Genomic DNA, 26,037 nt, shown 5'->3' with positions numbered 1-26,037 from the left:
GGCGCCACGCGCGACTTCCGCTGACTCACGCCTCGGCGAACAACTCGACCAGTTCGGGCAACAACTCCGCATAGTGGCGCCAGCGCGACACCGAGCGTTGGTGCACCGGCTGACGCGCCTGCCACAGGCTGGCCGAGGTGATCGGCGTGGATGTGCTCGCCCTCGGCTCCGATGAGTTATGCGCGGACAGCCCCAACTGCGGCAACAAGGCCTTCACTGTTGCTGCCGGATCCGCAACCAGCTGTTCGTACTCCACCGTGATGATGGGCAATGGCAGCGTTTGCCGCCAATGCCTCATCAATTCGTTGCAGCCTTCCATCAGCGCCGCGATGTCGCCAAAGTCCCTGGCAAACGCATAGTCGTCCCGTGCGAACGGCTGGCTCCAGATCGACAGCGCAGTATCCCGCGGCTGGCGTCGGCAGTGGATGACCCGTGCCTGCGGGAACATCGCCGCAACCTGATCCAGGTAGCGGAAATTGAGCGGATTCTTGTCGACGTAATGGCTCGCCGGTGGATCATCGCGGCGCAAGTGGGTCAGATAGATCCCGGCCGCCTCCTGCAGATGTGCCGTTCGCTGCGCCGGTGCCAGGCCGGCCAGGCGCTGCACGAGAAATTCCAGCGTCGGCAACTCGCCGCGATTGCACACATCAGGATGGCGGCCAAGCAGTTCGGCCATCAAGGTGGTGCCGGTACGCGGCAAACCGACCACGAAAATCGGCACGCCATCGACACGGGCAGAACGGGATTGCAGTGGTGGGGCGGACAGGCGATCTCGCACGAAATCCCGCCAGCGTGTTCGCGACCAGCTGACCGTCTGGCGCGTCAAGGTATTGGCTTGCCGCCAGGCGTGCGCCGCATCGGCGTAAGCGCCGATGTCATCACAGGCCTTGCCCAGTGCAAACAGGACCGAGGCGCGCGCGCGCGCGGACAGGGTGCGATCGCGGAGATGGGCGTCGAACAGGGCGAAATCCGCATGCTGGCGATCGGCATAGCGTTGCAGGGATGCCAGCGATCCGGGCACGAACCACGCGTTCAGGTCGATGCCACCGGCCAGCGCGGCAGCATAGTGGGCACGCGCCCGATCGAAATGTCCCAGCTCCTGCTCGATCTGGCCAGCCACGGCGTGCAGCCGCGGGTCGCCTGCTCCGCGCGCCAATCGTTCCTCGCACAATTCGGCGGCGAGGGCGTGCTGATGGGACTCGCGCACGAACTGGATACAGGCGAGCACGCCATCCATGTCGTCGGTCGTCCCCCGCGCAACGGTCGCCACGCAGGCTGCCGCCGCATTGAGGCGGCCCTCGGCGCGCAGCACCTCGGCGAGCAGCCAGCTGGCGGCCGAATGGGTCCCGCCAGCCAGAAGTCCGCGCAGCTCCGCCTCGGCCCGACCGGTTTCGCCAGCCTGCCAGAACGCCTGCGCGAGCCAGTAACGCAGCGATGAGTCCGCCGGTTGCTGCTGCCGCGCAAGCTCCAACAAGGCTGCCGCAAAGAGCGGCTGACCTCGCTGCAGAAACTGGCGCGCGACATCGCGCCATTCCGCCGCCGGCGCATCCCCCAGGTCCGCCCGCGCCGCCTGCAGAGCCGCTTGCGAACCCATCGCCGCCGCATGGCCGAGGTAACGATCGACCCGCGCGACGAGCGCGGCCGAGGGCCGCCACTCGGCCTGCGCGGCCGTCACGGATGATCCATGCGAGACCCGACCGTCATTCCCGCTCATGGGCACGCTGCCTGCAACGTCGATAAGTCCGATCGACGGGTGTCCGCTTCATGTAATGACGAGTCCATGGCGGGCGAGGGCAACTCGGCATCAACGCTGCTGCGGAAACAGCAGGTACATCGACAGGATGTACTTGTCGCCCGAGATCGGCGGTCGGCCTGCATGCTGGAACATCCAGTACGGCGGAAACACCAGCAGCTTGCCGGTGCGTGCCGGCACCTTGATACCGAGGTCGCAGAACTCGGTCTCGCCACCTTCCTCGACGTCATTCAGATACCACAGGAACACCAGGTAACGATGCGCCACCTCGTAGATCGCGTCGAAGTGAGGCTGGAACCCCTCGCCCGTGCCAGCCACATAGCGCTTGATGCGCATCTGCGAGACCTGCGGCGTGTTGGGGACCGGCAGGGTGAGGCCAAGGCGCTGGTTGTACAGCGCGAGATGGTCCTCGATCTGCTTGTAGAAAAAGCCCTTGAAGGCATCGTCGGCCAGCGCCGAAACATCCAACTCGGTCCAGGCGCTGGCATCGAGGCCGGCGCGCCAACCGGGCTTGCGCACCACGTGCTGTGCGGTCGTCTGCAGAAACTCGGCGATCAGCTGCCGACAGAAATCCGCCGGCAGCGTGGCATCGAAGGTCTGCACATAGTTGCGCAGGTCGGTTATCGGCGGGTTGCCCGGCAACGCCTGCTCAGCGGTCATAACCCCAGTGCTCCATGATGTCCTTAAGCCCCGGCAGCAGGGGTCGGAATGCCTTCTCGTAGCGGCGCCAGCGACCCACCGCCTGCTTGTTCGGCGGCTGCGTTACCTGGGCATAGCTCGGCGTGCTGATGAAACCCTTCTGTTGCGCATGCTGGTGGAAATTGCGCAACGGCGCAGCATCCTCGACCCCGATGAAACGGCCGATGCGCTCGACTTCGGCATCGAAGCGATCCAGCAGATCCTCGTAGCGCAAATGCAACACCCGCGGCTTCAGCAACTGCTCGTGATAGACCCAGTAGTTCATGCCATTGACATAGCCACCCGCCAGCCGCTCGAGCGACGAACACAGGGTCTGGAATCCTGGCGCACGGAAGTTCTGCATGTAGCAGCTCAGAATCACGTCACACGGATGACGCAGCGCCAGAATGATCGGCGCATCGGGAAACAGCCGGCTGATCAAGGGCAGATGCAGCAGGTTGAGCGGGTTCTTGTCGACCAGCCGCTGGCCCGGTTCCAGCTTGACCACACTGCTTGCCTGCTCCCAATAGTGCCGGATCAACATCGCGCACATCCCCGGATCGAGCGCGCCGATACCCTCCGGATATTCCATGCCCAACCCGACCACCTTCTCGGAGACGCCCTGGAGGAACGGCTGTTCGTCCATCGAAGTCAGCGCCGGGTGGGCATCGAGCATCTGCTCCAGCATGGTGGTGCCGGAACGCGGGAATCCCACCACGAAGATCGGCGACTGTGGGTCCCCGTTCGATCGCGCGGGCGGTTCCCAACCGGCCACCTGGGCACTGGTCATGCGGATCAGGGCCGGCGACAGTGGCTGCACGCCGGGCAACAGCAGCTCGGGCACAAGCTGGGCCGCCCTGACCATCTGCGCGGCGTGCGCCTTGGCCAGCGCTTCCATCGCCGCGTCGGCATCGCCCTGTTTGTCGCAGGCCTTGGCCATGCTGAAGTAGAGGTTGCCGCGGTGGGCCGGATCGCTGGTCATCTCCAGCAGGCGCTCCAGCAGGCGCCGGGCCGCGACCGGATCCCGGCCGCGCATGGCCATGACGCCGAGCGCACTGATGACCTCCAGTCGGTCCACCGGATCGGACAGGGTCTGCGGGTCCGGCAGCGTGGCCAGGATCCGATCCGCCTCGTCCAATCGATTGACCCGTTCCAGCAATCCGATCAGACGTGCCAGCGTGCGCGGCCTGGCGCCGTTCAGTTGCAGGGAACCGCCAAGCAGTTCCTCGGCTTCGGAAATCCGCCCCAGCTGGGTGAACATCCAGGCCAGGTCGATACTCAGATCCGTGTCCAGCGGCAACCACCGGCGCCAGCCCGCCGTGAGCTGGCCGGCACCAAGGTTGTCGCCGCACTCGCAACAGGCCATCGCTGCATAGATGCAAATCTCGTGATCATCGGGGAGCAGCCTTGCGGCGGCGACCAGGCAGGTTCGCGCCTTGGCATAATCGGCACGCTCCTTGTACAGCAGACCGAGGTTGCCCTGGGTCATGGGGTCGTCGGGCGCCAGTTTCAGTGCCGTCAGATAGGCCTGTTCGGCGTCCTCGTGACGACCCGCCTCGCGCAAGGCATTGCCGAGGTTACCCCAGTGACCGATGCGCCCGGGGTGGCGGTCGAGCAGGTACTCGTAGACAGCGGCCGCCCGCAGGGGCCGGCCGTACCGCTGCAGGGCGATGCCCAGCACGGTCAACCCGTCTTCGTCATCCGGCCTGGCTCGCAGCAAGTTCTCGCAGGCCTGCTCGGCCTGCTGCACGCGGCCTTCTTCGAGACTCGACAGGATCCGTGGGATGTCAGTGTACGTATGGGGCAAATCCGTTCCACTCAAAAAAGAACCGCGCGGCTTGCACCGCGCGGTTCGATTATAGCGACGCTAAGTTCTGGATCAGAACGTCACGGTCACGCGGCCCCAGAAGTAACGGCCAATGGTCTCGTACGTGTTGGTGTCGGTATTCGAGTTCAGCACGTTGTTCTGGTACATCAACGGCGGCTGCTTGTCGAACAGGTTGTTCACGCCCACGTCGAAACGGGTATGGTACGCGGCCAGGTTATAGCCGAACGACAGGTTGTGATACATCACCGGCGCATACCTGAGCACCGTGCCCGGGATGCCCGGATCGCCGGACACGCCTTCCGGAGCGCCCAGCGGCCAGCCCACCTTCACCGACCCGATGTAGCGCACGTTGTAGTTGGCGCTCCACGGGCCATTGTTCCAGTTCACCTGGGCCAGCCCGCGCCAGCGGGTGTAGTTGCCGTACTCACTCTGGTTGTTGTAGTGGCCGGCCATGTGGAAGACCGTGTCACCCGGCTGGCCCGGCGCGGTGTCGTTGTTGTAGCGGATGAGGTAAGTGGAATCCAGCGACACGGCCAAGTCGCCGTAGTTCTGACCGAACACGTCGAAGTGCGGGATCTTGTACTTGAGGCTGGAGTCGATGCCCTTGGTGTTCAGCTTGCCCAGGTTGACGGTCGGCTCGGCGATGAAGCCGATGTCGCCGCTGCCCAGACGGTGGATCAGTGGACAGAACTGGCTGGCGTCGTTGGCGAAGCAGCTGTTCATGACCGTCTGCGCGCCGATCGCGGTGATCGTGTCGTCCAGCGTGACTCGCCACAGATCCGCCTCGAAGGACAGGCCCGGGGCATAGCTCGGATCGTACACGAAGCCGTAGTCATACGACTTGCCGTGCTCGGGCTTCAGGTTGACGCCCGCGGCCACGGAGCCGGAGACCACACCGGTAGTCTGCGAGAGGCCGGTACCGGCGTAATTGACCGGCACGTTCTGGCAGGCGACGGCGTGCGTCGCCAGCTCCGCCGCTGTCAGACCGCGGCAGGGGTCGGCGAATTGCGGCGCACTGCCGGCAGCACCGTTGTACAACTCGTTGATGTTCGGCGCGCGGAACACGCCGGCAACCGTGCCACGCAGCAGCAGGTCGGTGACCGGACGCCACTCCACGGCGAACTTCTGGTTCCAGCTGCTGCCGGCGGTGTTGTACTGCGAGAAGCGCGAGCCGATCGTCACGTTCAGCGACTTGGCGAACGGCACATCCGCGAGGATCGGGGTGAACAGCTCGAAATACACTTCCTTGTCGGTGAAGCCGCCGCTCAGCGGGGTCGAGCAGGCTTCCTGCGAGATGAAGCAGGTGCCATCCTGACCGCGCGTCTGCGCGATGTAGTCGACCTGATAGTTCTGGTATTCCTTGTCATACGAACCGCCCACGGCCAGCTGCATGGTGCCGGCCGGCAGGTCCCACAGGCTGCCGTTCGCGCTGATTTCGGCACGACGCGAGGTCTGCAGGGTGTGGTAGAACGGCGCCGCGGCGAACTGCTTCAGGGTGGCCAGCGTCTGCGGATCGTTCAGGTTGAAGATGTTGAGCGGAGTGCAGCCTGCGATCGGGGCGGCGGCCGTGCCGCAGGTGACCACGCCGGTGGTCGGATCCAGGAACGACGGACCCAGCGCAGACTTCAGGCCGGCGTAATAGATGTAGCCCGGGCTCCGCTGCTGCGTGCTCTGGTGACCATAGTTCAGGTCGGCATTCCACTGCCAGCTGCTGTCCTGGCCGAAGTTACCCTTCAGGCCGGCGACAATCTGACCGGTGGTGGTGGAGTAGTCAAGCACGCGCTGACCCAGCGGGACGAAGCGGGTCAGGTAGTTGTAGACGGTGGGCTTGCCCGTCGTCGGATCGATCTCGCTGCCTGGACCGAAGTCCTGCTTGAACGGGTTGTAGTAGTTGTCCTTCGAGATCAGCACGCCATCGGAGTTGGCGTCGAACGGCAGCGGAGCGAGGGCCGCATGCGAGGTGGTCTTGTTGTAGAACGCATCCATGTACGCCGTCACGTTGTCCGTGAGGTTGTAGCTGCCCAGCACGAAGACGTTGGTACGCTCCTGCGGGGTCTGGATCAGGTTCAGCGCGGCGTAATTGTACGCGTCGGTACGACCGTTGTAGGGGCGGTAGTCAGCGGCGGTGGTGGTGCCAGGCTGCGGGCCGGCCAGCGTGACACTGCCACCGCCATTCCGTGGAGCCAGGTAGGCGCGACCGTTTGGGTTGCGGCTGGAACCGGCATTGAACACCGAGCCCGAATACAGGTAGGTGGCGTACTTGGAGAAGTCGCGATTGCCTGAGGAGACCGCGTCGAAGTGGTTGTAGTCGATGCCGGCAACGATGTTGCCCTTGTCCGAAGAGGTACCGAAGGTGGCTGCGAAACCCTTCTGCGCGCCGTCGGAGCGATCCGACTCGCCGTAGTTGACGCTGACCTGGGCGCCCTGGAAATCCTTGCGCATGATGAAGTTCACCACGCCGCCGATCGCATCGGAACCGTAGGTCGCCGAGGCGCCGTCCTTCAGCACGTCGATGCGCTCGACCATGCTGGCCGGGATCGCGTTGATGTCGTTGTTCAGTACGCGCTTGCCGTCGATCAGGATCAGGGTGCGGTTGGAGCCCAGGCCGCGCAGCGAGACGGTCGATGCACCGTTGCCGCCGCCGTTGTTGACGTTCGGGTTGGTGGCCGCGCCGGCGATCGCCGGGATCGACTGCACCAGATCGCCTAGCGTCTGCTTGCCGCTGGCCTGGATCTGCGCGCGGTCGATGGTCAGCACCGGGTTGGAGGTTTCCAGATCCACACGGCGGATGTTCGAGCCGGTGACCACGACCGTCTGCAGCGTCTGCGCCTTCTTGGCGCTGGGCTGACTGGCCGCATCCTGAGTGCCCGTATCCTGGGCGAAGGCCGTGCCCGAGGCACCGACCGCGATGACAGCACCCAGCGAAAGCGCCAGGCGGACTGCCGAAGAAAGTTTTGAGACCCCAAGTTTCATTTAAGACACCCTCCGGTTAATTTTTTTGTCATGGGCCAGAACCTGTTCTGCCCAGAATTGCGACCCGGCCCGTTCCCAAGCCGATGGGTTTCGGACCCATGAACTCCCGATCCGCGCCGATACTAACAGGCAAATAACGCTATGTGAACTCACTCCACACGTTTTTCCGCTCCGGTTTGTTCAGCGGCCGTTCCCTCGAAGTGGGCATCAGGCGGCTGGTTGACCCTCATCAGGGGAGGCTCCGCGTGGGCTTTATTACTTTTAATTTATATTTTTTAAACGAATTTATTACATATATATCGCTCACCTCGTGAGAGGAAGGCGTGAAAATGTGATTTGCATCACATTTCAGGCCGAGCCAGTTGACACGACCGGGGTCCTGGTCAGTCCGTGTCGGCTTCGGCCTCGAAGCGCAGATGCTTCACGCTGCGACCGTTGCGACGTACCAGCTTGAGCGCCTCGACGCCGATCCGGATATGCGCCTCCACGTACTGCGCGGTGATGCGCTGGTCGCTGCTCTCGGTCTTTACCCCTTCCGGGATCATCGGCTGGTCGGACACCAGCAGCAGGGCGCCGCAGGGGATCCGGTTGGCGAAGCCGGCGGCGAAGATCGTGGCCGTTTCCATGTCGACGGCCATGCAGCGGGTGCGCCGCAGGTACTCCTTGAAGGTGTCGTCGTGTTCCCATACGCGGCGATTGGTGGTGTACACCGTGCCGGTCCAGTAGTCGTGGCCGAGGTCGCGAATCATGGTGGAAACCGCGCGCTGCAACTGGAACGCCGGCAGCGCCGGCACCTCCGGCGGCAGATAGTCGTTGCTGGTGCCCTCGCCGCGGATCGCCGCGATCGGCAGCACCAGGTCGCCCAGCTGGTTCTTCTTCTTGACCCCGCCGCACTTGCCCAGGAACAGTGCTGCTTGCGGCGCGATCGCGCCGAGCAGGTCCATCACGGTGGCCGCGTTGGGGCTGCCCATGCCGAAGTTGATCAGGGTGATGCCGTCGGCGGTGGCGTTCGGCATCGGCCGATCACGTCCGTGCACCTCCACTCCGTGCCACTGGGCGAACAGCTCCACGTAATGGCCGAAGTTGGTCAGCAGGATGTGCTGGCCGAAGTCCGCCAACGCAGTGCCGGTGTATCTGGGCAGCCAGTTCGCGACGATTTCCTGCTTGTTCTTCATGTGAGCACCCGATCCGGTGGCCGCATCATAGCCGCTGGTCCCCACCCGCCGCGACCAGGCGGCGCTGGTCGGCAGGTAACTTTTTCCCGACACCGCAGTCACTTGCAGCATGCTATGTTTTGCTTGCCATTCATGACGGGGGATACGTGATGCGGATGGGTCTGGCAATCGATGCGGCCTGCGATCTGTCGCAGGCGTTCCTGGAGCAACACGACATCGCAGTCATGCCGATCACGGTAAAGATCGACCGCGAAACCTTCATGGACGATCGCAAACCAAGCGAGCTGCAGCGATTCATCGATCGCCGGCTCGGCAGTCGCAGTCATTCCGCGGAGACCGAGCCCTGCCCGGTGGAAGAGGTGCAGAAGCTGTTCCTCGAGAAGCTGGTGCTGGAACAGGACTGCGTGTTCTGCCTGACCATCACCGCCACTCGCAGCCCGATCAACGAGCACGTCAACAAGGCGAGTTTCGCGATCCTGAAGAATTATCGGCACGTTCGCGAGCAAGCGGGCATCCTCGGTCCGTTCATGATGCGCGTGGTCGACACCCGCAACATTTTTGCCGGTGCCGCGCCGGCGGTGTACGAGGCGAGCCGGATGATCGCCGCCGGCGAGGCCCCGGCCACGATACGCGAACGGCTGCTGCATATCGCCAACCACAGCTACGGCTACATGCTGCCGCGCGACCTCTATTACCTGCGCGCGCGCGCCAAGACCAAGAACGACCGCAGCGTCAGCCTGTTCAGCGCGATGCTGGGTTCGGCGCTGGATATCAAGCCGATCCTGCGCTGCTTCCGCGGCGAGACCGGGCCGGTGGGCAAGGTACGCGGTTTCGAGCAGGGCGCTGAAGCACTGTTCGGTTACGTCGCACGGCGGGTACGCGCCGGCCTGTTGGTGCCGATGGTGTGCGTGAGTTACGGCGGCGACCTGGCCGTGCTCGCGCATCTGCCGGGCTACACCGAGCTGCGCGCCGCCTGCGAGGAATGCAGCGTGGCACTGATGGAGGCGCCGATGAGCATTACCGGCATGGTCAATGTCGGCGAGGGCGCAGTGACCGTGGGCCTGGCTGCCGAGGAACACGAGGCCGACTTCTGAGACTTCGCGCTGGCGAGGCCACACGCAGGCGACCGGCAAGCACTCAGAACCCGTAGTTGAGAAACCCGCCGTCCACCGCCAGCACCTGGCCGGTGATGTAACTGGCCGCCGGCAGGCACAGGAAAGCAATCGCCGCCGCCACTTCCTCGGGTTCGCCGATGCGCCGCAACGGCGTGCGGTCGAGCACTTCGTCCAGATAATCGGGATCGGCCAGCGCCGGCTCGGAGCGCTGGGTGCGGATGTACCAGGGCGCCACGGCATTGACGCGAATGCCATCCACCGCCCATTCGGCCGCCAGGTTGCGAGTCAGCTGGTGCAGCGCGGCCTTGCTCATGCCGTACGGCGAGCCGGTACGCACGTGGGTCATGGCCGACACCGAACCCACGTTGACGATCGCCGCACTGGCATGCTGCACCAGCTGCGGATGCGCCAGCCGGCACATCTCGAACGCGGAAAACAGGTTCTGCTCGAAAATGGCGCGATAGTCGTCTTCGCTGTAGTCCAGCGTGGCGCCGGCCTGGTTGCCGCCGGCGTTGTTGATCAGCAGCGACACCGAGGCGTCGAGGTCGGCGATCCAGTCGAATACCGCCAGCCGCTCCTCCGCCTCGGCCAGGTCCGCGCCGAAGGCCAAGATCGACACATCAGGAAAATCGTCCGCCAGTTCCACCCTCACCTGTTCCAGGTAGTCCTCGTCACGTGCCACCAGCAGCAGGTCGGCACCGAGCCCGGCCAGTTCGCGCGCGACCGCATGGCCGATGCCCTTGCTGGCCCCGGTGACCAGCGCGGTGTGGCCATGCAGTTGCCAGGCATCCAGGCGGCTGTTTGGAGGAAGGTTCATGCGGCCAGCTTAGCAACGTCGACTGGATCACGCGCGAGGCTTGCCTGCGCGCCGGACTGGCAGGACACTCGCCGACTCTACCCGCCGCGAGAATTGCCATGAAGCCGCTGCCGATCCTGCTGTGTGCGCTGGCCCTGGCCGCCTGCTCCAGCAAGCCGCCGGAGCCCAAGGCCAAGGCTGCCGATGTCGCCACGCCGTTCGACGCCATGAAGGCCGACGAACAGCGCGCGAAGGACGTGCAGAAGGTGGTCGACAAGCAGGCCGAGGAACAGCGCAAGCAGATCGAGGCGCAACAGCAATAGCGGCCTTACCCGGCGCCCTTCAGCGCGGGGCGCACAGGCAGTCCGCGTAGATGTTCGGCGTGCCGGCCTTGGCGTTGCGCAGCAACTGCAATTCCGGTGTCAGCGCCGGCAGCTGGGCAAACCACCGCGGCAGGTGCACGCCCCAGGATTGCAGCAACTGCACGCTGGCGGCACGGTTCATGTCGATCAGGAAGCGCTCGAAACCACTCACCGGCGCCTCCTCGTAGCGCACCGGGTAGTCCTTGCCCAGCTTGGCCAGGCTGGCCGCGTCGACAACGGCATCGCGCAGGCCACCGAGCTGGTCGACCAGGCCACGCTCGAGCGCCTGCCGGCCGGTCCACACGCGGCCCTGCGCGATCGCGTCGATGGCCTGGTAATTCTTGCCGCGCGCCTTGGCGACGTTGCCGACGAAATCACGATAGCCCTTGTCGATGATCGCCTGGATCACCGCTCCGACCTTCGGATCCAGCGCGCGGGTGATGTCGAACGCACCCGCCATCGGCCCGGTGGCGATGCCGTCGCTCTGGATGCCGAGCTTGGCCAGCGTGCCGGGCACCGAGTAATACACGCCGAAAATGCCGATCGAGCCGGTGATGGTGTTCGGCTCGGCGAAAATCCGGTTCGCGTTCATCGAGATCCAGTAGCCGCCGCTGGCCGCCACGTCGCCCATCGACACCACCACGGGAATGCCGGCCGCACGGGTCAGTTCGACCTCGCGGCGGATCTGCTCGGCCGCATACACCTCGCCACCAGGCGAATCGACCCGCAGTACCAGCGCCTTGGTGCGCCTGTCCTCGCGCACGGCGCGAATCAGCGCCGCGGTGGATTCGCCACCGATGGAACCCGGCGGCCGCTTGCCGCCGACAATCTCGCCCTCGGCCACGACGATCGCCACACCGGGCGCGAATACGCTGCCATCCCGGGGCAGGCTGGCCACGTACTGCGGCAGGTCGATGCTGCGGAACGCCTCGTTCTTCGGCCCGGCGGGCACGCCCTGCTCGCGCAGCATCGCAATCAGCTCGGCGCGGGTCGCCGTGCCGTCGACGAGGTGCTCGCTCAGCGCCAGCTGGGCCAGGTCGCCCCGGGCGCCGGCGATATGCTGCGGCAGGTTGTCGATGTCGTCGCGCAGGGTGGCCGGCTCGATCTTGCGCAGCCCCGCCACTTCGTCCAGGTAGCCGTCCCACAGGCCGCCCATCCAGTAACTGTCGGCCTGTTTCGCCTCCACCGACGCATGGTCGAGGATGTACGGCTCGGCCGCGCTCTTGAATTCGCCGACGCGAAACAGGTGCACGTCGACACCCAGCTTGTCGAGCAGGTCCTTGTAGAACAGGCGGTAGTTGGCCAGTCCCGTGAGCATGACCCCGCCCTGCGGATCCACCAGCAGGCGATCGGCGTGCGCGGCGAGGTAATACTGGCCCTGGTCCAGATTCACCGCCCATGCAATCACCGGCTTGCCGCTGGCGCGGAAGCGGTCCAGCGCCGCGCCGACCTCGCGCAGCGCGGCAAAGCCGCCACCTTGCAGATCGCCCGGCAACAGCAGGATGCGGGTGATGCGCTTGTCCTTCGCGGCAGCGTCGATCGCGCCGACCAGGTCGCGCAGTTGGACCTGCTTCGCGTCCTCGCCGGACAAGCTCGACAACGCACGCTGCAGCGGCGGGGCGCTGTATTGCTCGACCAGCTGGCCCTGCGGCTTGAGCACCAGCACGCTGTCCGGTTGCACCACGTGGCCGCCGGTTAAGACGGATACCACCACCAGCAGCAGGATCAGCAGGAACCCGAAGAAGACCAGGTTGATGATGACCAGGCGGGTGATGTTCAAGCCATGGCCAAGCCCGCGCAGGAAACCCCGTCGAGGTGACAGCGGTGGCGGAAGCGATGAAGTCATGCATGGATTCCCGGGCTCATGCGCCAAGCGTAGCCGGTCATGCCGGCGCGGTCATCGGCAGATGGCGCCGCCAACGCTGCTTCCAGGCACTGCGCCAGAAGCGCGTGAACAGCATCACCGCAGCCACCGACAGCCCCGCGATCAGGCCGATCCACATGCCGCGCGCACCCATGCCGTGATGGAACGCCAGCCACCAGCCCACCGGCATGCCGACGGCCCAGTACGCGAACAGGGTGATCACCATCGGTACGCGGGTGTCCTTGAGTCCGCGCAGCGCGCCGTTGGCGGCGACCTGGACGCCATCGGAAAACTGGAACAGGCCGGCCAGCATGATCAGCTGCGCCGCCAGCGCGATCACCTTCGGATCGTGCGTGTACAGCGTGGCGATGAAGTGCGGCAGGCCCAGCATCAGGACGGCCGAGAACACCTGCGTCACCAGGGTCAGGCCGATGCCGCAGAAGCCGGCATAGCGTACGCCGCGATCATCGCCGCGGCCCACCGCATTGCCGACCCGAACGGTGATCGCCATCGCCAAGCCGAGCGGAATCATGAAGAACAGCGAGGCGATGTTGATCGCGACCTGGTGGCTGGCGATCACGTCCTCGCCCAGCGTGGCGATGATCAGGGCGGTCGCCACGAACAACCCCGCCTCGGCCAGCAGGGTCACCGCCATCGGCGCGCCGATATGCACCAGTTGCCCGATGCGCCGCAGGTTCGGCCCACCGACATGCTCGAACAGGCCAAGTCCGCGGTAGTTGCGCCGGAAGATCACGTAGATGCCAAACGCCAGCAGCTCCAACCACAGCACGATCGCTGTCGCCACGCCGCAACCATGCGCACCCTGCGGCGGAATGCCCAGCTTGCCGAACATCAGCACGTAGCCCAGCGGCACCAGCAGCGCCAGGCCGCCCAGGCTGAAATACATCGACGGTCTGGTCATCGACAACCCCTCGGACAGGCCACGCAGTGCGAAGTAGCAGGTCAGCGCCGGCGCGCCCCAGCTGATCGCCAGCAGGAAGCGCTGCACGTCATGGCGCAGGCTCGGAGTCACGCCGATCAGGTCGATCAGCGGCGCCGCATGGCGCACTGCAAACCACAGCAAGGCCCCCATTCCCAGGGCCAGCCACAAGGCCTGGTGGAACACCGCGCCGACTTCGCCGCGCCGGCCGGCGCCATCCAGCTGTGCTACCGACGGCGGCACCGCCATCATCATGCCGATCCCGCTGACGATCGCCAGCGACCAGATGCTGGCGCCCACCGCCACCGCGCCCAGCACATGCGCGCTGACGTGCCCGGCCAGCACCGCGTCGATCACGTTGCTGCCCACCGCGGCCAACTGGGCGCAGATCAACGGCAACGCGAGGCGCATGGTGGCGCGCACTTCATGCAGCAGACGCGCGCGCTCGGGACGGAGGGGTTTCATGGGCACAGCAGACTCCAGGGCCGCGCATTTTACCTGAGCCATCGGTCACGGCCACGGCGCGCGTCGCGTGTGCGAAGATCGGCGGCGCCTTTGCCCGGACAGCCCGATGACACAGGACCTGACCACGCCCACCGAACTGCAGTGCGCCAATTGCGGCGCCTTGCTGCAGGGGGAGTTCTGCCATGTCTGCGGCCAGTCGGTGCACAGCGTGCTCAAACCCGTGCACGGCATGCTGGAGGACACCCTCGACCTGGTGCTGAATATCGATGGTCGGGTGGTGCACACGCTGCCACCGCTGCTCCTGCGTCCCGGCTTCCTCACCCTGGAGTACTTTGCCGGGCGGCGCGTGCGCTACCTGGCGCCGTTCCGGTTGATGTTCGCGCTGTGCCTGCTGGCGTTCTTCGTGCTGCCGCTGGCGCTGGACAGCGGTGATGCGTTGTTCGTACCCGACGTTCACGTGCAGGGCAGCAGCTTCCAGCGCGCAAAAACCCCGGCCGAGGTGGATCGCCTGCTGAAAAAACAGCTGGCCCAGCTGACCCCTACCCAAGACATCCCCGTGATCGGTTCGCTGGCCGGCAAGGAACTGGACAAGGCGCGGCTGCAACTGGTGCGCGAGGCGATGCAGCGACGCATCGAGCTGGGCGACAAGACCGCGGTGATTCCTGCCAGCCTGGACGAAGTGCCAAAGCCTCCCGGCGATACCCGTTCGCCCGCCGATCGGGAGCAGCGCAACCCGTTCGACCAGCCCTGGGACCCGATCAAGGTGAGCTGGCTGCCCGATTTTCTCAACCAGCGCCTGAATCGGTCGGCGGCCCGCTTGCACGACAACCTCACGGCGATGAGCGGCCCGGGTGACCATTCCGCGGTGAACGAGCGCCTGATCGGCCAGGTCTTTGCGGCACTCCCCGGGGCGATGTTCTTCATGCTGCCGGCGTTCGCGCTGCTGCTCAAGCTGGTCTACCTGTTCAAGCGCCGCCTGTACGTGGAGCATCTGATCGTGGCCTTGCACAGCCACGCCTTCCTGTTCCTCAGCCTGCTGCTGGGTACCCTGACCCACCTGCTCGGGGTTGCGCTGAAGCCCCATGCGCCGTGGCTGGGCGGTCCGCTGAACCTGCTAACCGCAGCGCTATGCCTGTGGGCGCCGACCTACCTGCTGATCATGCAGAAGCGCGTCTACCGGCAAGGCTGGCCGATGACGGTGCTGAAATACCTGTTCGTCGGCTGGTGCTACTGCTGGTTGCTGGCAATCGCCTTCGCCGGCGCTTTCCTGCTGGGCTTGGCGGAATGACTCCGGGCCACGGCCCCGAGACCCGCGACGCGGCGGGAAGACCCTTCGCGGACGGCGCCTGAAGGCGGGTTTTGCACAGCGTCATATATCTGTCAAGCGATGTGAAGGCGCTTTGCCAATTATGTGAACACCGGCTGATGGTTATTTTCAACATATTGAATATAAACAACTTTTTTGCCTGATGAAAACATGGCCAAGGCGTCGCGGAAGGCGCCACGGCGGGCTTCGCAGGCCACCCTCCCCTCCACATCCACAGACTTATCCACAGCGATTGTGGATAAACGGGAAAAGTCCGTCGTCATAGCGACTTACCCGAAACTTCTCGATATCCGGGCAGCAAGTGCGCGCAACTCGGCATCTATCGGGCCCCGCTACCCTGCGACTGGGTAAGAGGGGGTGCTCGGTTACACTGGGCCGCCATCGAGGTCACCATGCCGGCCGTTCTTCGCGTCGCCCTGCCCCTGCCGCTGCCCACCCTTTTCGACTACCTGCCGCCCGACGCGGGCGAGCCTCGCGTGGGCAGCCGGGTGCTGGTGCCGTTCGGGCGCGGCAAGCTGGTCGGCGTGGTGGTCGAATCCGGAGTCGAGACGACGGTGGACGGCAAGCGGCTCAAGCAGGCGCTGCGCCTGCTCGATGATGAGGCTCTGCTCGATGCCGAACTGATGCAGACGCTGGCCTGGGCCGCCGAGTACTGGCTGGGCGCGCCAGGCGAGGCTTGCGCCAACGCACTGCCGCTGGCACTGCGCGAGGCCAGGCCGCTGCCAGCCATCGGCGAGGAATACTGGTCGATCACTCCGGCCGGCCGCAGCGCGCACGACGCCGGCAGCCGCCGTGGCGGCAGCAAGGCATTGCTCGCCCTGCTGGCTGATGGCGCGTTGAGCGCGCAGGAGTTGACCGAGCGCCAGCCCGGCTGGCGCGAGCCTGCGCGCCGACTGGCGGCGGCGGGCCTGCTCGAACGCGGCGAGCAGCCGCCACGCGCTCATCGCCCTCCATCATCCACGGCGCCGCAGCTCAGCGACGAACAGCAAGTGGCGGTCGCCGCGATCGGCGCCAGCCTCGACCGGTTCCAGCCGTTCCTGCTCGACGGCGTCACCGGCAGCGGCAAGACCGAGGTGTACCTGGCGCTGATCGAGCAGGTGCTGGCGCAAGGCCGGCAGGCGCTGCTGCTGGTGCCGGAGATCGGCCTGGCCCCGCAGACCGTGCGCCGCCTGCGCGAACGACTCGGGGTGATGGTGGAAGTACTGCATTCGAACCTCTCAGAAGGCGATCGGGCGCGCGCCTGGCTGCGGGCCCGCGCCGGCATCGCGCGCGTGATCCTGGGCACCCGCTCGGCGATCTTCACGCCGTTGCCGCAGGCCGGCCTGATCATCGTCGACGAGGAACACGACGCTTCCTACAAGCAGCAGGACGGCTTCCGCTACCACGCCCGCGACCTGGCCGTGGTGCGCGCCCGCGCGCTGGGCGTGCCGGTGCTGCTGGGTTCGGGCACGCCTTCGCTGGAGTCGCTGGCCAACGTCGAGGCCGGGCGTTACCGCAGCCTGCATCTGCGCGCCCGCCCCGGCGCGGTGCGCGCGCCGCAGGTACAGATCATCGACATGCGCGCGCAGCGGCTGGAACACGGCCTGTCGCCGGCGCTGCTGACCGCGGTTGCCGAGACGGTGGCGCGCGGCGAGCAGGCGCTGGTGTTCCGCAATCGCCGTGGCTATGCGCCGGTGCTGCTGTGCCACGGCTGCGGCTGGCACGCGGAGTGTTCGAACTGCGCGCGTCCACTGACCCTGCATGCCGGCCGCCGCCAGCTGATCTGCCACCACTGCGACCAGCATCGGCGCGTGCCGACGACCTGCCCGAGCTGCGGCGCGGCCGGCCTCACCGCGCAGGGCCATGGCACTGAACGGCTGGAGGAAACCCTGGCCGCGCGCTTCCCGCAGGTGCCGGTGCTGCGCGTGGACCGCGAAACCACCCGCCGCAAGGACGCGTTCGAGGACATCCTCGCCAGTCTGGACAACGAGCAGCCGGCGATCCTGGTCGGCACCCAGATGCTGGCCAAGGGACATGACCTGCCCAACCTCACCCTGGTCGCCATCGTCGGCGTCGACGAGGGCCTGCACAGCGTGGATTTTCGCGCCGAGGAGCGGCTGGCGCAGCTGGTGGTGCAGGTCGCCGGCCGCGCGGGGCGTGCACGCAAACCCGGCCGCGTGCTGCTGCAGACACACCAGCCGGAACACCCGCTGCTGCGCAACCTGCTCGCCCACGGTTACGCCGCGGCGGCGCGCGATCTGCTGGCCGAGCGCCGCCAGATCGGATTGCCGCCGTACAGCCATCAGGTGTTGCTGCGTGCCGAGGCGCCGCGACGCGAACCCGTCGACGAATTCCTCGCCGCCGCCCGCGCCGCGCTTCCAGCCCAGTCGTCGTTGCAGATCGCCGGTCCGATGCCCGCGCCGATGGCGTTGCGCGCGGGGCGGCAGCGCGGGCAATTGCTGATCGAGGCGGATCGTCGCGAGGTGCTGCGCGGCATGCTCCGCTCATGGCAGCAGGCGCTGGCCGCGCTGCCGTCGGCGCGCAAGGTCCGCTGGTCGCTGGATGTCGATCCGATCGATCTGTATTGAACGATCGCTCAGCCGGCGCCCGCTTTCAGCGAGCCGGGCCGAATCAGCCAGCGCACCGCCTGCACACCCACCTCGTACAGCAGGCACATCGGAATCCCGAGCATCAGCATCGAGGTGATGTCCGGCGGCGTGATCACCGCCGCGACGCCGAACGCGCCGACGATCGCGTAGCGTCGCCCGCTGCGCAGTTTTTCCAGGTCGACCACGCCGATCGCGGCCAGGATCACCACCGCCACCGGCACCTCGAAACACAGCCCGAACGCGAAGAACATCAGCATCACGAAATCGAGGTACTGGCTGATGTCGGTCATCATCTCCACCCCGTTCGGCGTCACCGCGACGAGGAAGCGGAACGCCGCCGGCAGGACCAGGAAATAGGCGAATGCGCAGCCCAGGTAGAACAACCCCATCGCCGCGAACAGCAGTGGTCGCGCCAGCCGCTTCTCGTGCTTGTACAGGCCCGGGCTGACGAACGCCCACAGCTGGTACAGGATCACCGGCATGCCGATGAACAGCGCCGCATACAAGGCCAGTTTCAGCGGCGTGATGAACGGGCTGGTGACCCCGGTGGCGATCAGATGGGCCCCTTCGGGCAGCCGCGCCACCAGCGGCGCGGCCAGCTGCGTGTAGAGCCGATTGGCAAACGGCACCAGCGCTAGCAGCACCAGCACCACCGCGGCGATCGACTTGAGCAGGCGCGAGCGCAGCTCCAGCAGGTGCGAGAACAGGCCCTGCTGCAGGTCGTCGCCCTCAGGTGCCGATTCCGGCATGTCTGGTTCAGGCGTCGTCATGCGCTGCACGTCTTGTTGGTGAGGCGGGTTCGCGCGGCGCCGGTTCACCCAACGGCAACTCCGCCTGCGGGCTGGCCTCGGCGCGTTCGAGCGAATCGGCGGTTTCGATCACGCGCCCGGTCATCGGCTGGCCCGTCGCGGCGACCTCGCTGGCCACCTCCGCCAGCGGCTCGTGCACTCCGCGCAGTCCATCCCTGACTTCCTGCTGCGCCGCTTCGGCGTGCGCCGCGGCTTCGCGCGCGGCACGCCGGATCTGCTCGACCTCGAGCTCACGCTCGACCTCGGCGCGCACATCGTCCCAGCCGTTGCGCACGCGCCGCAGCAGCGCGCCAGCGGTGCGCGCCGCGCCCGGCAACTTCTCGGGGCCGAGCACGATCAACGCGATCAGGGCGAGCAGTACCAGTTTGCCGAGGCTGAACTCGATCATCGCCGCACGCCGCCCGCCGGGCGCCTACCTGGTTTCGCTGGAGTCGCGCTGACTCTGCTTGCTGGCCTGATCGGCCGGCGCGGGTTCCGCACGCAATTGCTCGGCTTCCTTGCGGCGGACTTCGTCATCTTCCTTCTTCTTCGCCTCGTCGTCGCCGCTGAGGCCCTTCTTGAAACCACGAATGGCCTCGCCGAGATCCGGGCCGAGGTTGCGGATCTTCTTGGTACCGAAGATCAGCAGCACGATCGCCAGAAAGAGGAGCCAGTGCCACACGCTGTCAAAACCCATTTCAACCTCTCAGGCCGATTCCAGCCAAATCGAACTGGCGCGAACCGCGCCGACAATTATTGCGAAGTGTACTCCTCGAGCCGATCGCGGAAATCGACCACGGGCGCGGGGACGTTGGTGACACCACCCTCGAAAATGCGTCGCGGCGTGATGCCGGCGCCATACACCGCAGCATTCGCATCGTAGTCGATGCGCAGTGCCGAACCATCCAGCGCCACGCCGGCGAACAGCCCGCGGCTGCGCGAGTAGGAGTAGATCTCGGCTTTCAGCTGGGCGTCCGTCGAGGCATTCGCGGTGCGCCCCACCGGACCGGCGGCGGCCGAGGCATCGGCGCCGAGGGTGAACTTGCCGCGCACGATCGAATCCACCCCGCGCTGGGTGCGGAATACCAGGATCACGTCGGTCGAGGACACGCCGGCCTGGAAGCCGACGCTGCCGCCGGTCATGGTGATGAAGCTGGGGTTCGACCAGGTGCCATCCGGACTCTTCACCGAGATCAGGCCCTCGCCGCGGCGCCCGCCGAACACGAAGCCGATCTTGAGCATGTCCGGAATCACCGCGATCGCCCGGGCGTCGCGCAGCAGATCCTGCGGGATTGCCTTGTCCGGCGCCTGCATGATGTCGCTGAGCACGCGCACGGCGTTCTTCGCGCGCACCAGCGGCGGGTCCTCGGCGTGCGCGGCCATGGCCGGCAACAGCAGGGCGAGACCGAGCAGCAGCAAACGAGGCAGGAATGATTTCATCTTGGGTGACTCCGGCAGCATGGGGATCGTTCGCGGATCTGGGGATGTGGGCATGGCGGCATGTCGGGCTTGTGGCAGACTCCATCGCTGACCGAGCACCACCGGTTCCATTTCGGCTGACACGATGCCATCACACAACCACTATACCGGGCTGCATGGCTATTCCCACGAGCCGCCCGCGTCATCCGTTCAGGCTGGCGTACTGCTGGTCAACCTGGGCACGCCGACCGCGCCGACGGCTCGGGCGGTAAGGCCGTACCTGGCGCAGTTCCTCGCCGATCCGCGCGTGATCGAATACCCGCGCTGGCTGTGGTGGCTGATCCTGCACGGGGTGATCCTGCGCCTGCGGCCGAAACGTTCGGCGCATGCCTACGCGAAGATCTGGACCACCCAGGGTTCACCGCTGCGCTTCGGCAGCGAGGCGCTCGCCGACGGACTGCAGGTCGAGCTGTTGCGGCAACGGCCCGCGGCGCCGGTTCGCGTGGCGCTGGCGATGCGTTACGGCGAACCCTCGGTGGCGCAGACGATCGTGCAGCTGCAGCGCGAAGGCGTGCGGCGCCTGCTGGTGCTGCCGCTGTACCCGCAGTATTCGGCCACGTCCACCGGCTCGGTGCTCGACGCGCTGGCCGACAGCATCAAGTCGCTGCGCTGGCCACCGGAAATACGCGTGGTCAACGATTACCACGACGACCCGCGTCACATCGAGGCGCTGGCAGGCAGCATCGAATCCTGGTGGCAGACGCACGGACGCGGCGATCGCCTGCTGCTCTCGTTCCACGGCATCCCCGAACGCTACCTGCATGCAGGCGATCCGTATTTCTGCCAGTGCCAGGCCACCGCGCGCCTGTTGCGCGAACGGCTGGGCCTGGGCGAGGCGCAAGTGGTGGTCAGCTTCCAGTCGCGGGTCGGGCGTGAACGATGGCTGCAGCCTTACACCGACGCCAGCGTGCGCCGGCTGGCCGCCGAAGGCGTGCGCAAGCTGGATGTCGTCTGTCCCGGTTTCGCGGTGGACTGCCTGGAGACGCTGGAGGAGATCGCGATGCAGAACCGCGACTTCTTCATCGCCGCGGGCGGTGAATCCCTGCGCTACATCCCCGCGCTGAACGACAGCCGCGGGCAGATCGAAAGCCTCGCCGCGCTGGTCCTGCAGCACACCCGGGGCTGGGACGAATTCGCCATCGACTACGACGCCGCGGCCGCGCGCCAGCGCCGCCTCGAAGCCGGCCGGCATGCACGTGAGCTGGGCGCGCGTGCCGACTGAAATCACGGTTGCGCTGGCCCACCTCACCCTGCGCGGACAGGCCTGGGGTGATGCCGCCGCACCGCCCCTGCTGGCGCTGCACGGCTGGCTCGACAACGCCGCCAGTTTCGCAAAAGTGGCGCCCCTGCTGGCCAGCCGTTACCGGGTGATTGCGCTCGATCTGGCCGGCCACGGGCATTCCGATCATCTGCCCGCCGGCGCCGAGTACCACTACCTCGGCCACGTGCAGATGGTGCGCGCCGCTGCCGACGCCATGCGGCTGTCGCGCTACACCTTGCTCGGCCATTCGCTGGGTGCCGGCATCGCCTCGCTGGTCGCCGCGGCCGAACCGGAATGCATTGAACGGCTGCTGCTGATCGAAGGCCTCGGCCCGCTCGGCGACGACGGTTCGCGCACCCTGCAGCGCTTCCGCGAAGCGTTCGCGGCGCGCCCCGAAAACAGTCGTCCGCTGCGCGTCTTCGGCGATATCGCACAGGCGGTCAGCGCGCGCTGCATGGCTAGCGGCATGCGGGCCGAGCTGGCGCAGCCCATCGTCGAACGCGGGCTCATCGAAACCGACGGTGGCTGGCGTTGGCGCAGCGACCCGCGCCTGACCCGGGCCAGCGCCGTACGACTGGCCGAGACCCAGGTGCACGCGCTGCTGACCGGCATCACCTCGCCGACCCGGCTGCTGCTGGCACAACCTGCCGCGCCCTACCTGCCGCCGGCGCCGATGCGCGCGCGGGTCGCCTGCGTGGCGGACATCCAGGTCGCCCATCTGGACGGCAGTCATCACCTGCAGCTGGAACACCCGCGCGCGGTCGCCGACTGGATCGAGCACGCGGGCTAGGAGTCTGTCGGGCTTGGGTGGTCGAGGCGAGAATTCGGCTGTGCGAGGACAGATTCCTGACGATTCGCCGGTCCATAGTGGTTCTATGGACGGCGAATCGGCGGGGATATGGACCGCACAGGCGGATTCGCAGACCGGCCAACCCAAGTCCGACAGACTCCTAGCCTGCACCCACGGCAGATGTCGCGGCGGCGCCGTTCCGCTATCGTGCGCACTCCATCGCCATGCCACACCCATGCCCCCGTCGCCTTCGATCCATCCACCGCGCCACCAGGCCGCGCTCGCCTTCATCTTCGTGACGGTGATGCTGGATACGCTGGCCTTCGGCATCGTGATTCCGGTGCTGCCGCAACTGATCGTGCAACTGATTGGCGGCAGCATCGCCAAGGCGGCGGTATGGGTGGGTGCGTTCGGCACGCTGTACATGCTGATGCAATTCGTGTTCTCGCCGGTGCAGGGCGCGCTGTCGGATCGCTTCGGCCGGCGCACGGTGATCCTGATCTCCAATCTCGGCCTGGGCATCGACTTCATCGTGATGGCGCTGGCCCCGGTGCTGTGGCTGCTGTTCATCGGCCGCGCGATTTCCGGCGCCAGCGCGGCCAGCTTCTCCACCGCCAATGCCTATATCGCCGACATCACCGCGAAGGAAAAGCGCGCGGCGGCGTTCGGCATGCTCGGTGCCGCGTTCGGCATCGGCTTCATCGTGGGGCCGGCGCTGGGCGGGCTGCTCGGCCATTTCTCGATCCGCCTGCCGTTCTGGGTTTCCGCCGCGCTGGCCCTGGCGAACTTCTGCTATGGCTGGTTCGTGCTGCCCGAATCCCTGCCGAAGGAACGCCGCAGCGCGCGCATCGACTGGCGCCACGCCAATCCGTTCGGCGCCGTCGCGCTGCTGCGGCGGTATCCGCAGGTGTTCGGCCTGGCCGTGGTGTTTTTCCTGATCAGCCTGGCGCAGTTCTCGCTGAACTCGACCTACGTGCTGTACACCGACTATCGCTACGGCTGGGGCCCGCAGACGGTCGGCTACACGCTGGCCCTGGTCGGGCTGTGCAGCGGCCTGGTGCAGGCCGTGCTGGTGCGCCGGCTGATGCCCGCCCTCGGCGAACGGCGCTTGATCCTGGCCGGCCTGGTGCTGTGCATCGGCGGCTACGTGCTGTTCGGGCTGGCGCCGACGGCCTGGCTGTTCCTGCTCGGCATCCCCTTCCTGTGCCTGGGCGGCCTGGCCGGTCCGCCGGCGCAGGCGCTGATGACCCACCAGGTCGACCCGCACGAACAGGGTCGCCTGCAGGGTGCGTTGACCAGTCTGGCCAGCCTGGCCGGGATCTTCGGGCCGGCGCTGTTCGCCAATCTGTTCGCGCTGTTCATCAGCGACCATGCGCCCGCGGCCAAGCTGCCCGGCGCCGCCTTCCTGCTGGCCGCGCTGCTGCTGGGCGCGGCCGCGCTGATTGCCTGGCGTGTCACCCATCGGGCGTCGCCCGCCGATGTCGTCGATGCCAATCCCGTCAGCCCGGACCTGTCGTACGGGCCGTTTGCTGCCGACCTGCCTCTTTCCCACTCACCACCGGAGCAATCCCCATGACACTGTCCATGTACCAGGCATCCGTTCCCGTCTTCGTGCGCGCGCTCAGCAACCTGTCCCACGTGCTGGGCAAGGGCGCCGAACACGCAACCGCGAAGGGCGTCAGCGGCGAAGTGTTGCTGCAGACGCGGCTGATCCCCGACATGCTGCCCCTGATCAAGCAGGTGCAGATCGCCTGCGACATGGCCACGCGCGGCAGCGCGCGGCTGGCCGGGGCCGAGCCGAAGTCGTTCGAGGACAACGAGACCACCCTGGAGCAGGCGCATGCCCGCATCAACGGCGCGATCGAATACATCAAGGGTTTTTCGGCCGACCAGATCGACGGCAACGAAACCCGCGCGATCCACCTGAAGATGCGCAATGGCGAGATGCACTTCGACGGACAGACCTACCTGCTGGCGTTCCTGCTGCCGAACCTGTTCTTCCATTGCACCACCGCCTACAACATCCTGCGCGAGGCCGGCACCGACATCGGCAAGACGGATTTCATCGGCAAGGAATGACACCATTCGCGCAGGAGCCCGCGCGCAGGGTTCCTGCGCGCGTTATCTGCGAAAATCCGGCACCACCCCTGCTCCCGGATTCCTGACCCATGTTGCGACTGACCGACCTCAAGCTGCCGCTGGATCACGGCGAGGCCGGTCTCACCGCCGCGATACTCCAGCGGCTGGGCATCGAGGCGGCCGAACTGGCGGATTATCACGTTGCGAAACGCAGCCACGACGCGCGCAAGCGCGGGGCGATCACGCTGATCTACGCGGTGGACGTCGACACCCCGCGCGAAGCGGAGCTGTTGCGGCGTTTCGCCGATGACCCGCAGGTGCGGCCCACGCCGGACACGGAGTACCACTTCGTGGCCACGGCGCCACAGCGGATCGAACACCGCCCGCTGGTGATCGGCTTCGGCCCCTGCGGGCTGTTCGCCGGGTTGATCCTGGCGCAGATGGGTTTTCGCCCGATCATCCTCGACCGCGGCAAGGCGGTGCGCGAACGCACGAAAGATACCTGGGACCTGTGGCGCCAGCGCGAGCTGCATCCGGAGTCGAACGTGCAGTTCGGCGAAGGCGGCGCCGGCACGTTTTCCGACGGCAAGCTGTACAGCCAGATCCGCGACCCGCAGCATCACGGCCGCAAGGTGCTGACCGAGTTCGTCAAGGCTGGCGCGCCGGAGGAAATCCTCTACGTCAGCAAGCCGCACATCGGCACCTTCCGGCTGGTGTCGATGGTGGAGCACATGCGCGCCACGATCGAATCGCTCGGTGGCGAGATCCGCTTCGGCCAGCGCGTCGACGACCTGCTGATCGAGATCGATCCTGACGGCACGCGCCATATCCGCGGCGCAACCCTGGCCAGCGGCGAACAACTGCGCGCCGATCATGTGGTGCTGGCGCTCGGCCACAGCGCGCGCGACACCTTCGAGATGCTGCACGCGCGCGGCGTGTACCTGGAAGCCAAGCCGTTCTCGATCGGCTTTCGCGTCGAACACCCGCAGTCGGTGATCGACCGTGCGCGCTTCGGCCCGCAGGCCGGTCATCCGATGCTTGGTGCCGCCGACTACAAGCTGGTGCATCACTGCAAGAACGACCACGCCGGCCGCGGCCGCTCGGTCTACAGCTTCTGCATGTGCCCCGGCGGTACCGTGGTCGCCGCCGCCAGCGAGCCGGGGCGGGTCGTCACCAATGGCATGAGCCAGTACTCGCGCAACGAACGCAATGCGAATGCCGCCGTGGTGGTCGGCATCGAGCCTGCCGACTTCGCCCCGTACGATGACAGCGGCAGCCCGCTGGCCGGGATCGCGCTGCAACGTGCGCTGGAAAGCCATGCCTACGTGCTGGGCGGCGAAAACTACAACGCGCCGGGCCAGCTGGTTGGCGACTTCCTCGCCGGCCGCGCCTCGCAGGCGCTCGGCGACGTGCAACCTTCCTACAGGCCCGGCGTCACTCTGGGCAGCCTCGACAGCGCCCTGCCCGACTACGCCATCGCCGCGATCCGCGAGGCGATGCCCGCGTTCGAACGACAGATCCGCGGCTACGCCATGCACGACGCGATCTTCACCGGCGTCGAAACGCGCACCTCATCACCCGTGCGCATCAAGCGCGACGACAGCCTGCAAAGCCTCAACACCCGTGGCCTGTATCCCGCCGGCGAAGGCGCGGGTTATGCCGGCGGCATCCTGTCGGCCGGCGTCGACGGCATCAGGGTGGCCGAGGCAGTCGCGCTGAACATCCTCGCGACCCGAAGCCCGGCGTCGCCGGATTGATTCCGCGCTCGGCCGACCT

At 66.6% G+C, this 26,037-nt stretch carries 22 protein-coding genes; 9 read left to right on the top strand and 13 right to left on the bottom strand.

All coding sequences use genetic code 11. The features are described from left to right. Positions 1-25 precede the first annotated feature (25 nt). From B0E47_RS06990 to B0E47_RS06970, 5 genes are all read right to left on the bottom strand, one after another. Positions 26-1,675: a sulfotransferase gene (locus tag B0E47_RS06990; RefSeq protein WP_077513298.1), complete on the bottom strand. Its 1,650-nt coding sequence runs from the start codon at positions 1,673-1,675 to the stop codon at positions 26-28. Positions 1,676-1,804: 129 nt separating this feature from the next. Next, positions 1,805-2,413 (bottom strand): 2OG-Fe(II) oxygenase, encoded by a 609-nt coding sequence (locus tag B0E47_RS06985; protein WP_077513297.1) that lies wholly within the window; start codon positions 2,411-2,413, stop codon positions 1,805-1,807. Further along, on the bottom strand, positions 2,403-4,238 hold the full coding sequence (locus B0E47_RS06980) for a tetratricopeptide repeat-containing sulfotransferase family protein (protein ID WP_077513296.1): 1,836 nt from the start codon (positions 4,236-4,238) through the stop codon (positions 2,403-2,405). The genes B0E47_RS06985 and B0E47_RS06980 overlap by 11 nt, the downstream gene beginning before the upstream one ends. 72 nt (positions 4,239-4,310) lie before the next feature. Next, positions 4,311-7,232: a TonB-dependent receptor gene (locus B0E47_RS06975; RefSeq protein WP_077513295.1), complete on the bottom strand. Its 2,922-nt coding sequence runs from the start codon at positions 7,230-7,232 to the stop codon at positions 4,311-4,313. A gap of 383 nt (positions 7,233-7,615) precedes the next feature. Beyond that, positions 7,616-8,407, bottom strand: a complete 792-nt coding sequence (locus tag B0E47_RS06970; RefSeq protein ID WP_077513388.1) for an AMP nucleosidase — start codon at positions 8,405-8,407, stop codon at positions 7,616-7,618. 149 nt (positions 8,408-8,556) lie between these two features. Between B0E47_RS06970 and B0E47_RS06965 the strand changes: the two genes are divergently transcribed. Continuing rightward, entirely contained in the window at positions 8,557-9,501 is a 945-nt protein-coding gene (locus B0E47_RS06965; protein WP_174566964.1) for a DegV family protein, read from the top strand. A 43-nt stretch (positions 9,502-9,544) separates the two neighbouring features. Here B0E47_RS06965 and B0E47_RS06960 read toward each other — a convergent pair whose 3' ends face one another. Beyond that, positions 9,545-10,339 (bottom strand): SDR family oxidoreductase, encoded by a 795-nt coding sequence (locus B0E47_RS06960; protein WP_077513293.1) that lies wholly within the window; start codon positions 10,337-10,339, stop codon positions 9,545-9,547. A gap of 98 nt (positions 10,340-10,437) precedes the next feature. Here B0E47_RS06960 and B0E47_RS06955 point away from each other — a divergent pair, with 98 nt between their 5' ends. Continuing rightward, entirely contained in the window at positions 10,438-10,641 is a 204-nt protein-coding gene (locus B0E47_RS06955) for a hypothetical protein (protein WP_077513292.1), read from the top strand. Positions 10,642-10,660: 19 nt separating this feature from the next. Here B0E47_RS06955 and sppA read toward each other — a convergent pair whose 3' ends face one another. Then, positions 10,661-12,526, bottom strand: coding sequence for a signal peptide peptidase SppA (sppA, locus tag B0E47_RS06950; protein WP_077513291.1), 1,866 nt, complete (start codon positions 12,524-12,526; stop codon positions 10,661-10,663). Between the two features lie 37 nt (positions 12,527-12,563). Continuing rightward, on the bottom strand, positions 12,564-13,949 hold the full coding sequence (locus B0E47_RS06945; protein WP_077513290.1) for an MATE family efflux transporter: 1,386 nt from the start codon (positions 13,947-13,949) through the stop codon (positions 12,564-12,566). A 106-nt stretch (positions 13,950-14,055) separates the two neighbouring features. Between B0E47_RS06945 and B0E47_RS06940 the strand changes: the two genes are divergently transcribed. Next, positions 14,056-15,237 carry a DUF3667 domain-containing protein gene (locus tag B0E47_RS06940; protein WP_077513289.1) on the top strand — a complete coding sequence of 394 codons (1,182 nt, stop codon included), beginning with the start codon at positions 14,056-14,058 and terminating at the stop codon, positions 15,235-15,237. 119 nt (positions 15,238-15,356) lie between these two features. Here the strand turns inward: B0E47_RS06940 and B0E47_RS16755 are convergent, their stop codons facing one another. After that, positions 15,357-15,539 (bottom strand): hypothetical protein, encoded by a 183-nt coding sequence (locus B0E47_RS16755; protein WP_139351379.1) that lies wholly within the window; start codon positions 15,537-15,539, stop codon positions 15,357-15,359. Positions 15,540-15,668: 129 nt separating this feature from the next. Between B0E47_RS16755 and B0E47_RS06935 the strand changes: the two genes are divergently transcribed. Further along, positions 15,669-17,843, top strand: a complete 2,175-nt coding sequence (locus B0E47_RS06935; protein WP_077513288.1) for a primosomal protein N' — start codon at positions 15,669-15,671, stop codon at positions 17,841-17,843. Positions 17,844-17,851: 8 nt separating this feature from the next. Here B0E47_RS06935 and tatC read toward each other — a convergent pair whose 3' ends face one another. From tatC to B0E47_RS06915, 4 genes are read right to left on the bottom strand one after another with little or no spacing between them, the layout of a single operon-like run. Next, complete coding sequence (gene tatC / locus B0E47_RS06930) at positions 17,852-18,634, bottom strand: twin-arginine translocase subunit TatC (RefSeq protein WP_077513287.1); 783 nt, start codon at positions 18,632-18,634, stop codon at positions 17,852-17,854. Further along, complete coding sequence (gene tatB, locus B0E47_RS06925; RefSeq protein ID WP_077513286.1) at positions 18,621-19,061, bottom strand: Sec-independent protein translocase protein TatB; 441 nt, start codon at positions 19,059-19,061, stop codon at positions 18,621-18,623. Before tatB ends, tatC begins: the two co-directional genes overlap by 14 nt. A gap of 24 nt (positions 19,062-19,085) precedes the next feature. After that, positions 19,086-19,349: a Sec-independent protein translocase subunit TatA gene (locus tag B0E47_RS06920; RefSeq protein WP_077513285.1), complete on the bottom strand. Its 264-nt coding sequence runs from the start codon at positions 19,347-19,349 to the stop codon at positions 19,086-19,088. Positions 19,350-19,405: 56 nt separating this feature from the next. Then, positions 19,406-20,092 carry a lipid-binding SYLF domain-containing protein gene (locus B0E47_RS06915; RefSeq protein ID WP_077513387.1) on the bottom strand — a complete coding sequence of 229 codons (687 nt, stop codon included), beginning with the start codon at positions 20,090-20,092 and terminating at the stop codon, positions 19,406-19,408. A 124-nt stretch (positions 20,093-20,216) separates the two neighbouring features. On the opposite strand from B0E47_RS06915, the gene hemH reads away from it, so the two are divergent. From hemH to B0E47_RS06890, 5 genes are all read left to right on the top strand, one after another. After that, positions 20,217-21,353, top strand: coding sequence for a ferrochelatase (gene hemH / locus B0E47_RS06910; protein WP_077513284.1), 1,137 nt, complete (start codon positions 20,217-20,219; stop codon positions 21,351-21,353). Beyond that, the gene (locus tag B0E47_RS06905; protein ID WP_077513283.1) at positions 21,322-22,182 is read left to right on the top strand and encodes an alpha/beta hydrolase; all 861 of its coding nucleotides are present in this window, start codon (positions 21,322-21,324) and stop codon (positions 22,180-22,182) included. Before hemH ends, B0E47_RS06905 begins: the two co-directional genes overlap by 32 nt. A gap of 235 nt (positions 22,183-22,417) precedes the next feature. Continuing rightward, entirely contained in the window at positions 22,418-23,758 is a 1,341-nt protein-coding gene (locus B0E47_RS06900; RefSeq protein ID WP_077513282.1) for a TCR/Tet family MFS transporter, read from the top strand. After that, entirely contained in the window at positions 23,755-24,261 is a 507-nt protein-coding gene (locus B0E47_RS06895) for a DUF1993 domain-containing protein (RefSeq protein ID WP_077513281.1), read from the top strand. The genes B0E47_RS06900 and B0E47_RS06895 overlap by 4 nt, the downstream gene beginning before the upstream one ends. 89 nt (positions 24,262-24,350) lie before the next feature. Next, on the top strand, positions 24,351-26,018 hold the full coding sequence (locus B0E47_RS06890) for an NAD(P)/FAD-dependent oxidoreductase (protein WP_077513280.1): 1,668 nt from the start codon (positions 24,351-24,353) through the stop codon (positions 26,016-26,018). The last annotated feature ends 19 nt before the right edge of the window (positions 26,019-26,037 follow it).

Origin of the sequence: Rhodanobacter sp. B05 (assembly GCF_002001085.1) — a bacterium.
Classification (GTDB): Bacteria; Pseudomonadota; Gammaproteobacteria; order Xanthomonadales; family Rhodanobacteraceae; genus Rhodanobacter.
Note: the sequence above shows the minus strand (reverse complement) of the source record. Positions and strands in the feature narration are given on the sequence as shown.